This window comes from Saccharothrix sp. CB00851, assembly GCF_001905065.1.
Taxonomy (GTDB): Bacteria; Actinomycetota; Actinomycetes; order Mycobacteriales; family Pseudonocardiaceae; genus Actinosynnema.
On sequence record NZ_LWLC01000017.1, the window covers coordinates 13,396 to 26,628 of the forward strand.

Sequence of the window (13,233 nt, forward strand, 5' to 3'; positions counted from 1 at the left end):
GCTGTCATAGCCGCGTGGCACCGGAACCGGAACGCACCTCGCCGCTCCCCCGCCCACTGCTCGCGTTGGCCGTCGGGCTGACGGCGCTGCTCGCGGTCGGCGTCGCCGCCGCGGGCTTGTTCCTCGGCGGCGACGCCGAGGAACCGGCCGTCCACACCGGCCCCGTGGCGCTGGTGCCGTTGCCCGCGCCGGAGGCCGAGTCGGACGAGTGCAAGGCCCTGCTGGGCGCGCTGCCGGCGGAGCTGGTGTCCAACGGGGTCCCGTTCCCGCGCCGCGAGCTGGCGTCACCCGCACCGGCGGGCGCGTCGGCGTGGGGTGACGCGCGGCACGAGCCCGTGGTGCTGCGGTGCGGGCTGGACCGCCCCCGTGACCTCACCCCGACCTCCCGGCTGCGGGTGATCTCCGACGTGCAGTGGCTGGAAGTGGCCGAGGGCGGTGCGGCCACCTGGTACGTGGTGGACCGGCCGGTGTACGTGGCGCTGACCGTGCCGTCCGACGCGGGCACGGGGCCCCTGCAGGACGTCTCGGCCGCTATCCGCGACACCCTGGCCAAGGGCCCCGTCGACACCACGGGCAGCCGCTAGCGCAGCCCCGTGCCGCGGGCGATCGCGGTCTCGACCAGCGTGGTCAGCAGCGCCGGGTAGTCCACGCCCGTCTCGGCCCACATCCGCGGGTACATCGAGATCGGCGTGAAGCCGGGCATGGTGTTGACCTCGTTGACGACGAGTTCGTCGTAGTCGGTGACGAAGAAGTCGACCCGGGCCAGGCCCTGGCAGTCCAGCGCGCGGAACGCGGCGACGGCCATCTCGCGCAGGTCGCGGGTGACGTGCTCGTCCAGCTTGGCCGGGATGTCGAACTCGCACACGTCGTCGAGGTACTTGGCGTCGAAGTCGTACCAGTCGACCTCGCCGCCCACGATGCGCAGCTCGGCGGGCAGCGACGCCTCGACGCGGCCGTCGGGGAACTCCAGCACGCCGCACTCGACCTCGCGGCCGGACACGGCGGCCTCGATGATCACCTTCGGGTCGGTCTTGCGCGCCAACGCGATCGCGCTGTCCAGGTGCGCCCAGTCGACCACCTTCGAGATGCCCACCGACGACCCGGCGCGCGCGGGCTTGACGAAGACGGGCAACCCCAGCCGCTCCCGGTCCTCGACCGCCAGCGTCTCCTGGTCGCGCCGCAGCACGGCGAACTCGCCGACCGGCAGGCCCGCGCCCTTGAGCAGGCGCTTGGTGAACTCCTTGTCCATGGCGACCGCGCTGGCCAGCACACCCGGCCCCACGTAGGGGATGTCGGCCAGTTCGAGCAGGCCCTGGATGGTGCCGTCCTCGCCCCACGCGCCGTGCAGCACGGGGAACACGACCTCCACGTCGGCCAGCACCTCGGTGGGCGCCACCGGCACGAGTTCGCTGCCGGACACGGGAACCAGCGCGTTGACGGTGGGCAGCTGCCGGTCCCGCACTTCGAGCGCCTTGGTGTCGTCCGCGCCGATCACCCACGCGCCCGTTTCCGTGATGCCCACCGGCACGACGTCGAACCGGTCCCGGTCCAGGTGGGGCAGGACACTGCCGGCGGACAGGCAGGAGATCGTGTGCTCGCTGCTGCGCCCGCCGAACACCACGGCGACCTTGGTCTTGCGCTGTGTCATGGCTCGGACCCTACCCGGATGGCGTAACCCGCCACCTTTGCCGCACACCCGAGCGTTCAACTCAGGGCCGCGTGTGTCCTACGTTCAGGACACCCGAGTTGAACGCTCAAGACGGCTGGGCGTGGGTGGTGAGGATGCGGATCAGGTCGGGGACCACCGCGGTCAGCTGGTCGCGGGAGCAGGCGCTGTAGCCGATGGCGGCGCCGTGCACCTTCGAGCGGCCGGCGTGGTGGCGGGCCAGGCCGTCCAGGCGCAGGCCGCGGTCGAGCGCCTCGGCCAGCACGTCGCGTTCCGCCTGCGCCGAGGGCAGCGGCACGACGATGTGCGCGCCGGCGTCGTCACCCAGCACGGGAACACCGGCGTCGGCGAAAGCCGCCGACAGCAGCGCACGCCGCTCGGACAGCTCACAGCGCAGCTTGCGCAGGTGCCGCCCCAGGTCGCCGTTGCGCGCCAACTCGATCAGCACCCGCTGCCCCGCCGCGGACGGGCTGGTGCCGGTCCGGTCGCGGTGCGCCATCACCTCGGCGGCGATCGGCTCCGGCGCGACCATCCACCCCGCGCCGAGCGTCGGCGTCAGGATCTTGCTCGTCGTACCCAGGTGCACCACCACGTCCGGCGCCAACGCCGCCAGCAACGGCAACGGCGCCACGTCGTACCGCAGCTCGCCGTCGTAGTCGTCCTCGACGACCAGCCACCCCTCCGCCCGCGCCCGCTCCACCAGCGCCACCCGGCGCGCCGCCGACATCCGCCCACCCATCGGGTACTGGTGCGCCGGCGAGCAGTACACCCCGCGCACGCCCGGCGGCACGGCCTCCACCAACAGCCCTTCGGCGTCGACGGGCGCCTGCACGACCTTCACCCCGGCCGACCGCAACGCCCACACCGCCCGCTGGTACCCCGGCTCCTCCACGGCCACCGCGTCACCGGGCCGCAGCACGGCCGACCCCAGCTCCACCAACGCCGCCGTCGTCCCGCCCGTGGCCAGCACCAGTTCCTCCCGCAACCCGCCGCGCACCGCCAACCCCCGGTGCCGCAACAGGTGCTCCGCCACCACCGCCCGGTACTCCGGCAGCCCGCCGCGCGCCGGCCGGAACAACGGCTGCACGTCCGCCGCCGCACGCCACGCCCGCCGCCAGGCGGCCCGGTCCAACCCCTCCGCCCACGGCGCACCGGGCGCGAGGTCCACCACGTCCACCGGCACGGCGGGCACCGCCACCGGCCGGGCCCGCGACTTCAACGCGCCCGGCGGCGTGGTCGTCACGTAGGTGCCCGACCCGTGCCGTCCGGCGATCCAGCCCTCGGCGTGCAGCTGCTCGTAGGCCGCCGCGGTCACGGTCCGGCTCACGCCGAGCCGCTCGGCCAGTGCCCGGGTCGAGGGCAGCCGGTCACCGCTGCGCAGCCGACCGTCGGCCGCCGCCGTGCGCAGGGCGTCCGCGAGCTGCACGGCCAGCGGCTCGGCCGACTCGCGGTCCAACACCACCGCCAACGCCGTCTCCGCCACAGTGGCCACCTCAAATCGCCGAGTATTGGCACTTGCAGAGGGCCACTTTACCGGAGAGGCTGATCCCATGACGTTGTCACCGACGGACCGCAGCACCATCAAGCGCGGTCGCATCAGAGCCGTGACCGAACGCGAGGCGCTGCACGCGGTCCTCGACGCCGCCCTCGTCTGCCACCTCGCGGTCGTCGTGGACGACGCGCCGCTCGTGCTGCCCACGGGCTACGGCCGCGACGGCGACACCCTCTACCTGCACGGTTCGACCGGCGCCCGCAGCCTCCGCGAAGCCGCGACCGGCGTGCCGGTGTGCGTCGGCGTCACCATCCTGGACGGTGTCGTCTACGCCCGCTCGGTGTTCGACAACTCGATGAACTACCGCGCCGCCGTCATCCACGGCACGGCCGTCCCGGTCACCGACCCCGACACCAAGCTGCACGCCCTGCGCCTGCTCACCGAGCACCTCGCCCCAGGCTCGTGGGACTACGCCCGGCAGCCGACGCCGAAGGAGCTCGCCGCGACCGCCGTGCTGTCGCTCGACCTCGCCGAGGCCTCGGTGAAGATCCGCAGCGGACCGCCCGGCGACGAGCCCGAGGACATCGCCGCCAACGCGGTCTGGGCGGGCGTACTTCCCCTGCGCACGGTGTGGGGCGAGCCCGAGCCGGACCCGACGCTGGTCGGCGACTGGGAGGTCCCGCCGCACGTCACCGGGCGGAGGTAGTCCCCGTCACCGGGTCGAACCGGACCGGGCGCACGGTGCGCCCGCCGTCGCGGTACACGTGGATCGTGACGGCGGGATCGGCGCCGTCATTGCGCACCTGGTGCACGTACGAGGGTCCGAACACCCGCGACTGACCGGCGACCAGGTGGTGCAGCACCTGGGTCGGGCCAGGGGTGACGACCTCCGTCAGCGAGCCGCTGACCACGGTGAACGCGCCGCTGGTCGCGCCGTGGTCGTGCAGGTCGGCGTGCTGGCCGGGCAACCAGCTCATCAGCCACACCTCCTGCTCCGGCGAGGAGTCGACCAACGCGGCGAAGCGGGTCTCGGGGTCGTAGCGGAGCAGGTGGGCCCAGCGCTCTCGCCGTGCCGCCGTGTCGAGCGCGATCCGCACGGGGTGCAGCGCGGCGTGCGACTGGGGCAGGGCGATGGTGTTCTCCGGAACGGCGAACATGGTTCCTTCTCGGTGCTCGGTGAGGGTGCGGGCGTCAGCAGCCCGCGGGACGCGAGACGATCACCGGGAAGGACAGAGCGCGCTGGCGACCAGGCGGAGGTCGATGTGACCCCGCCCGTCGGTCATGGCGCGGAAAGACATGGTGACGAGGGTGGCAGCCGGCCCGCCGCCACGCAACCCCTCCCACCCACTGGACCCGTCACAGCGCCCCGAGCACGTCCTCGACCAGGTCGGCGGTGTCCTCGCAGCCCGCGGACAGCCGGACCAGCCCTTCGGGCACCGGGTCGCCCCACTGCGCCCGCCGGTCCAGGCTGGTGTGCAGGCCGCCGAAGCTCGTGCTCGCGAACACCAGCCTCGACTTCTCCAGGAACGCCGCCACCGCGTCCGCGCCCGCCAGCTCGAACGTCAGCACCCCGCCGAACCGCCGCATCTGCTTGGCCGCGACCTCGTGGGCGGGGTCCTCCGGCGCGCCCGGCCACCGCAGCCCGGTCACCGCCGGGTGGGCCTTCAGCGCCTCGTACAACGCCGCCGCGTTCGCCGCCTGCCTGCTCAACCGCAGGTCCAGCGTGCCCAGGCCCCGGTGCGCCAGCCACGCCTCGAACGGGCCGGGGATCGCCCCACCGGTGGTCCGCGCCGCACGCACCCGTTCCGCCAAGGCCGGATCCGAAGTGGACACGTGCCCCAACAGGACGTCGCTGTGCCCGGCGACGGCTTTCGTGTCGCTGCTCACCACCGCGTCCGCGCCCAACAACAACGGTTGCTGCCCCAACGGCGTCGCGGTGGTGTTGTCCACCGCCACCAACGCCCCCGCCGCGTGCGCCGCCTCCGCCAGCGCCGTGATGTCGCACACGTCCAGCCCGGGGTTGGACGGCGACTCCAACAGCACCAGCCGCACCCCCTCGAACGACGGGTACGGCCCGGCCGTCGGCGCCCCGACCACCTCCACCGGCATCTCCGCGACCAACGTGCGCGTCAGGAAGTAGCCGTCGCTCGGCAACATCACCACATCGCCGGGCGCGAGCACCACCCGCAGGAACGTCGAGATCGCCGCCATGCCGGACGGGAACAGCACGGTGTGCCCGCCGTCCAACTCGCCCAGCGCCGCCTCCAACGCCCGCCACGTCGGGTTGTGCGCCCGCCCGTACGTGTCGTTGCCGCCCAGGTGGTAGGCCGACGCGAACACCGGCCCCGCCAGGAACGGCTCACCCGGCACCACCGGCGTCGAGTGCACGACCCGCGTGCCGTCACCCCAGGTCACTGGCGTTCCGCCTTCCGCTCACGCCCGAGCAGCGCTGCCGTCAGCACGCGCGGGTCCAGTCCTTCGTGGCACACCTGGTGCACGCCGTCGGTGATCGGCATGTCCACGCCCACCCGCGCGGCCAGCTCCCGGATCGACGAGCACGACTTCACGCCCTCGGCCACCTGCCCGTGCGCCGCCTCCTGCGCCCGCGCCAACGAGTCACCGCGCCCCAACCGCTCCCCGAACGACCGGTTGCGCGACAACGGCGACGCGCACGTGGCCACCAGGTCGCCCAACCCGGCCAACCCGGCGAACGTCAACGGGTCCGCCCCGAGCGCCGCGCCCAACCGCGCCGTCTCCGCGAGCCCTCGCGTGATGATCGAGGCCATCGTGTTGTCCCCGAACCCCATGCCCGCCGCCATGCCGCACGCCAGCGCGATCACGTTCTTGCACGCACCGCCCAGCTCGCAGCCCACCACGTCGACGTTCGTGTACGGCCGGAAGTACGAGTTCGAGCACGCGTGCTGCAACTCCACCGCGCGGTCGTGGTCGGTGCACGCGATAACCGTCGCGGTCGGCTGCTCGGCCGCGATCTCCTTGGCCAGGTTGGGCCCGGACACCACCGCGACCTGGTCCTCGGGCACGCCCGCGACCTCGCGGACCACCTCGCTCATCCGCTTCAACGTGCCCAGCTCGACGCCCTTGGCCAGGCTCACCAGCGTCGCGCCGGCCGGCAGCCACGGCCGCCAGCCGCTCAGGTTCTCCCGCAACGTCTGGCTCGGCACCGCCAGCACCACCGCCCGCGCACCGGCCAACGCCTTCTCCGCGTCCGAGGTGGCCGCCAGGTTCGCCGGCAGCGTCACGTCCGGCAGGTAGTCGACGTTGACCCGGCCCTTCGAGATGGCGTCGGCCACTTCGGGACGCCGCGCCCACAGCACCACGTCCGTGCCGGAGTCGGCCAGCACCTTGGCGAAAGCGGTGCCCCACGATCCGGCGCCCAGCACCGCGACCCGGTCCACGTCAGGCCTTCTTCTGGTAGAAGCCGTCGGGCGCCTGCTCCTGGCGGATGTCCGCGAGCAGGTCCTTCACCTCGGTCATCAGCACGTCGGTCACCTCGCGCAGCAACGCCAGGTTCTGCGGCTGGTCCCGGTAGGCGTCCAGGTCGACCGGCGGGCCGACCTTCGTCACCACCGTCTTGCGCGGGAAGGGCCGGAACTTCTTCCGGTAGTGGTCGTAGACGTCACGCGTGCCCCACCGCGCCGCCGGCAGCACCGGCACGTCGTGCTCCAGCGCGAGCCGCGCCACACCGGTGCGCGAGGTCATCGGCCAGCCGTCCGGGTCGCGGGTGATCGTGCCCTCCGGGTAGATGATCACGACCAGGCCCTGCTCCAGGGCCTCGTGCGCGGCGCGCAGGCTCTGCTGGGCGTCCGCCGTGCCGCGGTAGACCGGGATCTGCCGGGCGCCCTTGACCACGGCGCCGAGGACCGGGACGTTCCACAGGCTGTGCTTGGCGAGGAAGTGCGGCACGCGGCCCTGCTTGTGCGTGAAGACGGCGTCGTACACGGGGTCCAGGTGCGACACGTGGTTCATCACGATGAGCGCCCCTCCCGTCTTCGGCACCCGCTCCGCGCCCTCGTTGCGCCGTCGCGCCATCAGCGCGGTGGCGGGGTAGAAGACCGCCGCGGCGAGCCCGACCCAGAAGCCGCCCTTCTCCTTGGCCACGTGCACTCCCTCTTCGTCGTGGACCTGGAGTCTTCCCCACGTCACCGGAGGCGACAATCAAACGCGAGGCCACTGGCCAGGTCCAGCCGGCATCCGGGAGTATGGCGGTGTGCGAGCCGACGTCGACCTGGTGGTGCCGGTCAAGGCGCTGGAACGGGCCAAGTCGCGACTCGTCGGCCACCGCCTGGACCGTCCGGCGCTGGCCCTGGCCTTCGCCCTGGACACCATCGCCGCCGCGCTGCCGGCGGTGCGCCGTGTGTTGGCCGTCACGTCGGACCCGTCGGTCGCCGCCGAGCTGCGCACCCTCGGCGTCGAATCAGCCCCCGGCCCGGAAGGTCTGAACGAGTCGCTCCGCTTCGGCTTCCGGCTCCTGCGCGCCCGCGACGCCGGCTCCGTGATCGGCGCCCTCCAAGCCGACCTGCCCGCACTGCGGACGGCAGACCTCACCGCGGCCCTGGCGACGGCACGCGGTCGCGCGTTCTGCCCGGACCGCCAGGGCACGGGGACGACGCTCCTGCTCTCCGCCCCGGGCGGCGACCTCGCCCCGGCCTTCGGCGTCGGATCGGCGGCAGCCCACACGGCGTCGGGCGCCACACCGCTGCTCGGCCCGTGGCCGTCGTTGCGGCACGACGTGGACACGGCCGAAGACCTGCGACTGGCGGCGGACCTGGGCCTGGGCCCACGCACCGCCGCCACCGTCGCACCGGTCGGCGGCTGACCGCCGAACCCCAACCGTCACATCAGCAACACGGCTCTCCGGGCGTGCAACGACCGACGAGCATCGGGCACGCGTAGCCGTAGTCGGGATCGGGCGCCAACGGCAACTTCCGGCGCGGGCTCTCCGCCGGTCGCACGACGGGGTCCACCGGGCCCGTCTTCAACGTCACCTTGGTGTGCGAAGCCTGCGCCTCGTACGCCCCGGAGGTGAGCTTCACCACCTCCACGCCACGGGCCAGGTCCGCCACGAACACCCGCCCCCGGTGCCAGTACGGCGCGAACGACACCGCACCCTCGGGCCGCCAGTAAGCCACCTGGATCGGGTTCGCCGGGTCGCTGATGTCCAGGAACCGCGTCCCCTGCTCGTACCAGGAGTACGCCACGATCCGCTCGTGCACGTCGAAGTAGTGCGCCGAGCAGAACGCGTCCGGCCCCGGCAGCGTGCCCTCCTGGTCGTCCGGCGACCACACGCCCACCGTCTTGAGGTGGAACGGCCGCTCCGGCGTCGCCCGCCACGACTCGCCACCCGTCGAACCCGCCAACGACGAGATGACGAACCGACCCTGGTCCTTGCACGTCGCCGAGCCGAACGCCTCCTCGGTGTGCAGCAGCAGGCTGCCCGCCGGGTGCTCGCGCGACGGCTTGGGGCCGTCCTTCAGCGTCCGCCCGACCGGCCGGAACGAGTTGTGCGAGAACGACGTCGGCATGTCCAGCTTCGGCGCCGCACCGCCCGCGTACGGCACCGGGTCCACCGGCGTCGCCTCGCGCACCCGCCCGGTCAACGGATCGCGGTGCCAACCGCGCGTGTGGTAGCCGCGCGTCCCACCGGTGCCCGCCACCCAGGCGATGCCCGCCGCGTCCACCTGGACGTCGTGCGTCATGTGCGTCTCGCCCTGGTTGCGGTTGAGGTCCACGTACGTGCTCAGGGTCTTCGGGTTGCGCGGGTCGCGGATGTCGGTGACGAACACCTTGCCGGATCGCCGGTACGTGTCCGGATCGGTGGACGGCGTGCCGTCGTAGCCGGTCGTCCACAGGTACGAGCAGTCGTTGACGCACGACGTGATGTGCCCGGTGCCCATCGGAGCGAAGCTCAACAGCTCCAGCCGCGCCGGGTCGACCGCCGAGACGAAGTACACGCCGGTCGGCCGGTCGGCACCGGCCTGCCGACCGAACGCGCTGCGCTCGCGGGCCAGGAACACCAGCTTGCGGTTCGGGTCGACGGTGACGTCCTCGTTCTCCCAGAACCGCTGCTCGGGATCGTCGCCCGCCAGCGCCAGCTCCCGCTTGGTCAGGTGGTCGAGCAGCCGGGGCCGGTCGACGTCGGTCACGTCGTAGGTCTTGAGCCCGAACGTGCCGCTCAGGAACATCACGTCGCGCTGCCGGTACTGCATGAAGTTGATGGAGACCGCGCCTTCGGTCTCGGGAACGGCCGCCCGCAGCTCGACGTTCTTGGCCGCCGCCGGCAAACCGGTCCGCTCCTGCGGCGCGGACGCCGCGGCCGCCACGCCCGTGCCCTGCCCGGCCAGCGCACCGCCGACCAGCACCGCGCTCAACACCCCTGCCACAACCCTCATGCCGACTCCCTTCGGTGATGGGGCCATTCCGGAGCGTGGCAGCGCCTCCCGACCACCCACCACCCGCCGATCGGCTAGCTTTGGCACGTGACCGAGCACCCGCGCGAGCAGGCCACGGTGAGCGCCCATCACCCGGACGGCTCAGTGACGGTGCTGCGCGACGACGGCGTGCTGGTGGACGCGTCGGCGGAAGCGGTCGCCGAAGGCGGCTGGCGCTCACTGCGCCCCGGCCAACGGGTCACCCTCGTGCGGGATACCGCCGGCACCGTGCGAGGAGTACTCCTCCCCGCGTGACTCCGGGTGTGACGCGGAGTTCACTTCCAGGTCGGCTCCGCTCAGCGCACTGTCGCCCATATTGGGGAACAATGCTGATCGTGAGCACGGACAACACTCCCGAGCAGCCCGCGCCCAAGCGACGGACGAGGACGCCGAGGGCGACCGCCCCGGCGGCGGGCACGCCTCGCCGCCGACCGCGCCCGGCCACCCGCCGGGGCAGCACGCGTGCCACGCCGCTGCAGGACGTCGAGGCGCCCACGCGGTCGTTCCCGGGCTCACCACCGGCCGCCACGGCCACCGAGGCGCAGGCCGACCTGCCCGACGACCGGTACTTCAACCGCGAGCTGTCCTGGTTGGACTTCAACGCCAGGGTGCTCGCGCTGGCCGAGGACGCCTCCCAGCCGCTGCTGGAGCGGGCGAAGTTCCTGGCCATCTTCGCGTCGAACCTGGACGAGTTCTACATGGTCCGGGTCGCGGGCCTGAAGCGCCGCGACGAGACGGGCCTGTCGGTGCGCAGCGCGGACGGCCTCACCCCGCGCGAGCAGCTGTCCAGCATCTCCAAGCGCACCCAGGAGCTGGTCGAGCAGCACGCCAGGGCGTTCCTCGACCACGTGCAGCCGGAGCTGGAGAAGCACGGCATCAGCATCGTCAACTGGGCGCAGCTGACCGATTTCGAGAAGCTGCGGCTGACGAACTACTTCACCGACCAGGTGTTCCCGGTGCTCACGCCGCTGGCCGTGGACGCCGCGCACCCGTTCCCCTACATCTCCGGCCTGTCGCTGAACCTCGCCGTGACGGTCCGCGACCCGGAGGGCGGCGCGGAGCGGTTCGCGCGCATCAAGGTTCCCGACAACGTGCCCCGCCTGGTCCGCGTGGAGAGCGACCGGACCAGCCCGACGGCGACGTTCCTGCCGTTGGAGGACCTCATCGCGGCCCACCTGGGCGAGCTGTTCGCGGGCATGCAGGTGATCGAGTGCCACGCCTTCCGGGTCACCCGCAACGCCGACCTGGAGGTCGAGGAGGACCAGGACGAGGACCTGCTCAAGTCGTTGGAGCGGGAACTGGCCCGCCGCCGGTTCGGGCCGCCGGTGCGGCTGGAGATCGCCGACGACATGACCGAGCACATGCTGGAGCGGCTGCTGCGCGAGCTGGAGGTCGACCCGCACGACGTCGTCCAGGTGCCCGGCCTGCTGGACCTGTCGTGCCTGTGGCAGCTCTACAGCGTGGACCGCAAGCAGCTCAAGGACGCGCCGTTCGTGCCCGCGACGCACTCGGCGTTCGGCGAGCGGGAGACGCCGAAGAGCATCTTCGCCACCCTGCGCGAGGGTGACGTGCTGGTGCACCACCCGTACGACTCGTTCTCCACGTCCGTGCAGCGGTTCATCGAGCAGGCCGCGGCCGACCCGCGCGTGCTGGCCATCAAGCAGACGCTGTACCGCACCTCCGGCGACTCCCCGATCGTGGACGCGCTCATCGACGCGGCCGAGGCGGGCAAGCAGGTCGTGGCGCTGGTGGAGATCAAGGCGCGGTTCGACGAGCAGGCGAACATCAAGTGGGCGCGTCAGCTGGAGAAGGCGGGCGTGCACGTCGTCTACGGCCTGATGGGGCTGAAGACGCACTGCAAGACGTCGTTGGTGGTGCGGCAGGAGGGCTCGCGGATCCAGCGGTACTGCCACATCGGCACCGGCAACTACAACCCGAAGACGGCCCGGCTGTACGAGGACATCGGCATCCTCACCGCCGAGCCGACCATCGGCGCGGACCTCACCGACCTGTTCAACGTGCTCACCGGGTACGCCAGGCAGGACCACTACCGCAGCCTGCTCGTGGCGCCCTACGGCGTGCGGCGCGGGATCGTGGAGCGCATCGAGCGGGAGATCGAGCACGCCCGCGCGGGCGACCCGGCCGGTGTGCGCATCAAGGTGAACTCGCTGGTGGACGAGCAGGTCATCGACTCGCTGTACCGGGCTTCGCAGGCGGGCGTGCGGGTGGACGTGGTCGTGCGGGGTGTGTGCGCGCTGAAGCCGGGTATCAAGGGGCTGTCGGAGAACATCCACGTCCGGTCCATCCTCGGCCGGTTCCTGGAGCACTCGCGGGTGTTCCACTTCGTCGGCTGCGGCGAGCACTGGATCGGCAGCGCCGACATGATGCACCGCAACCTGGACCGGCGGGTCGAGGTGCAGGTGCGGGTCACCGACCCGAAGCTCACCGCGCAGCTCGACGCGATGATGGACTCGGCGTTGGAACCGACCACGCGGTGCTGGGTGCTGCAGCCGGACGGCGAGTGGGAGGCGTCCCCGGCGGACGGCACGCGGGTGCGCGACCACCAGACCGAGATGCTGCGCAGCCACCGCGCGCTGGGGTGAGTCGTTGATCCGGGCGGCCGGCGCCGTGCTGTGGCGCGAGGGTTCCGTGGCGGTCGTGCACCGACCGCGTTATGACGACTGGTCCCTGCCCAAGGGCAAGTTGGACGCCGGTGAAACCGTGCCGGCCGCGGCGGTGCGGGAGGTGCTGGAGGAGACCGGGTTCCACGCCACCCTCGGCCGCTACCTGTGCCAGGTGTCGTACCGGGCTTTCGGCCGGCCGAAGGTCGTGGACTACTTCAGCGCGCGCACCGGTTCGGGTGCGTTCGTGCCGAACGACGAGGTGGACGAGCTGCGGTGGTTGCCGATCGCCGAGGCGGCTGCGCTGGTGACGTCGGACACCGACCGCACCGTGCTGGCGGCGTTCACGGCGGAGCCCGCGGACCTGGCGACGGTGTTGCTGGTGCGGCACGCGAAGGCGGGCAAGCGGGACAACTGGCCGGGTGACGACGACCTGCGGCCGTTGAGCTCGGCGGGGTGGCGGCAGGCGGGCGGGCTGCGGTCGATGCTGCCGTTGTGGGGGCCCGCGCGGGTGCACTCCGCGCCGCGGGTGCGGTGCGTGGAGACCGTCCAGGGCGTGGCGGAGGACCTCGGCGTGGGCGTGCTGCTGGAGCCCCGGCTGTCCGAGGAGGGGTACTGGCCGGACCGCGAGGCCGGGTTGGTGCGCCTGCTGGAGATCGCCGACGGGGCAGGCACGCCGGTCGTGTGCAGCCAGGGCGGTGTGATTCCGGACGTCGTGTCCACCCTCGCCGACCTGGGCGGTCTGTCGCTGGACGGCACCCCGTGCAAGAAGGGCAGCACCTGGCTGCTGGCGTTCCGCCGACCGGAGCCGGGGTGGTCCACTTCGGACTCGCACACGTCCTGGCCGCGGCTGGTCTCGGCCCACTACTTCCCCACCGCCCTGCCCGTGCCGACGACCTGATCCGGCGAGGTGCCGAAGCTTCGGGGTTCCGCCGCCCGACACCGACGGCATCGGCCACCGGACGGACGCGGGAACGGCCGCTGAGACGCGCTCTGCGGGCCTCG

The 13,233-nt window shown here is 72.6% G+C and carries 13 protein-coding genes; 6 read left to right on the forward strand and 7 right to left on the reverse strand.

The window, feature by feature from the left end; all coding sequences use genetic code 11:
* Positions 1 to 14 precede the first annotated feature (14 nt).
* Positions 15 to 584, forward strand: coding sequence for a DUF3515 domain-containing protein (locus tag A6A25_RS18020; protein ID WP_083668436.1), 570 nt, complete (start codon positions 15 to 17; stop codon positions 582 to 584).
* Here the strand turns inward: A6A25_RS18020 and A6A25_RS18025 are convergent.
* Positions 581 to 1,648, reverse strand: coding sequence for a D-alanine--D-alanine ligase family protein (locus A6A25_RS18025; RefSeq protein ID WP_073891589.1), 1,068 nt, complete (start codon positions 1,646 to 1,648; stop codon positions 581 to 583). The two genes, A6A25_RS18020 and A6A25_RS18025, sit on opposite strands and share 4 nt — an antisense overlap.
* Positions 1,649 to 1,754: 106 nt before the next feature.
* On the reverse strand, positions 1,755 to 3,149 hold the full coding sequence (locus tag A6A25_RS18030) for an aminotransferase-like domain-containing protein (RefSeq protein WP_073891591.1): 1,395 nt from the start codon (positions 3,147 to 3,149) through the stop codon (positions 1,755 to 1,757).
* Positions 3,150 to 3,216: 67 nt separating this feature from the next.
* On the opposite strand from A6A25_RS18030, the gene A6A25_RS18035 reads away from it, so the two are divergent.
* The gene (locus A6A25_RS18035) at positions 3,217 to 3,864 is read left to right on the forward strand and encodes a pyridoxamine 5'-phosphate oxidase family protein (RefSeq protein WP_073891593.1); all 648 of its coding nucleotides are present in this window, start codon (positions 3,217 to 3,219) and stop codon (positions 3,862 to 3,864) included.
* On the opposite strand, the gene A6A25_RS18040 is transcribed toward A6A25_RS18035, so the two are convergent.
* The 4 genes from A6A25_RS18040 to A6A25_RS18055 all read right to left on the reverse strand — a co-directional run bounded on the left by A6A25_RS18040 (position 3,848) and on the right by A6A25_RS18055 (position 7,277).
* The gene (locus A6A25_RS18040) at positions 3,848 to 4,315 is read right to left on the reverse strand and encodes a cysteine dioxygenase (RefSeq protein ID WP_073891595.1); all 468 of its coding nucleotides are present in this window, start codon (positions 4,313 to 4,315) and stop codon (positions 3,848 to 3,850) included. The genes A6A25_RS18035 and A6A25_RS18040 overlap by 17 nt on opposite strands.
* Positions 4,316 to 4,514: 199 nt before the next feature.
* Positions 4,515 to 5,573, reverse strand: a complete 1,059-nt coding sequence (locus A6A25_RS18045) for a cystathionine gamma-lyase (protein ID WP_073891597.1) — start codon at positions 5,571 to 5,573, stop codon at positions 4,515 to 4,517.
* Positions 5,570 to 6,574 carry an NAD(P)H-dependent glycerol-3-phosphate dehydrogenase gene (locus tag A6A25_RS18050; protein WP_073891599.1) on the reverse strand — a complete coding sequence of 335 codons (1,005 nt, stop codon included), beginning with the start codon at positions 6,572 to 6,574 and terminating at the stop codon, positions 5,570 to 5,572. Before A6A25_RS18050 ends, A6A25_RS18045 begins: the two co-directional genes overlap by 4 nt.
* Before the next feature lies 1 nt (position 6,575).
* Entirely contained in the window at positions 6,576 to 7,277 is a 702-nt protein-coding gene (locus tag A6A25_RS18055; protein ID WP_073891777.1) for a lysophospholipid acyltransferase family protein, read from the reverse strand.
* Positions 7,278 to 7,386: 109 nt separating this feature from the next.
* Between A6A25_RS18055 and cofC the strand changes: the two genes are divergently transcribed.
* A complete protein-coding gene (gene cofC / locus A6A25_RS18060) occupies positions 7,387 to 7,995 on the forward strand; it encodes a 2-phospho-L-lactate guanylyltransferase (protein ID WP_073891601.1) in 609 nt (202 codons plus the stop codon).
* Between the two features lie 22 nt (positions 7,996 to 8,017).
* Here the strand turns inward: cofC and A6A25_RS18065 are convergent, their stop codons facing one another.
* Positions 8,018 to 9,568, reverse strand: a complete 1,551-nt coding sequence (locus tag A6A25_RS18065; RefSeq protein WP_143193235.1) for a hypothetical protein — start codon at positions 9,566 to 9,568, stop codon at positions 8,018 to 8,020.
* Positions 9,569 to 9,655: 87 nt separating this feature from the next.
* Here A6A25_RS18065 and A6A25_RS18070 point away from each other — a divergent pair, with 87 nt between their 5' ends.
* The 3 genes from A6A25_RS18070 (at position 9,656) to A6A25_RS18080 (ending at position 13,129) form a co-directional block, all read left to right on the forward strand.
* Positions 9,656 to 9,862: a hypothetical protein gene (locus tag A6A25_RS18070; RefSeq protein ID WP_073891605.1), complete on the forward strand. Its 207-nt coding sequence runs from the start codon at positions 9,656 to 9,658 to the stop codon at positions 9,860 to 9,862.
* Between the two features lie 71 nt (positions 9,863 to 9,933).
* Positions 9,934 to 12,210 (forward strand): RNA degradosome polyphosphate kinase, encoded by a 2,277-nt coding sequence (locus A6A25_RS18075; protein ID WP_073891607.1) that lies wholly within the window; start codon positions 9,934 to 9,936, stop codon positions 12,208 to 12,210.
* A 7-nt stretch (positions 12,211 to 12,217) separates the two neighbouring features.
* Positions 12,218 to 13,129 carry an NUDIX hydrolase gene (locus A6A25_RS18080; RefSeq protein ID WP_143193240.1) on the forward strand — a complete coding sequence of 304 codons (912 nt, stop codon included), beginning with the start codon at positions 12,218 to 12,220 and terminating at the stop codon, positions 13,127 to 13,129.
* The last annotated feature ends 104 nt before the right edge of the window (positions 13,130 to 13,233 follow it).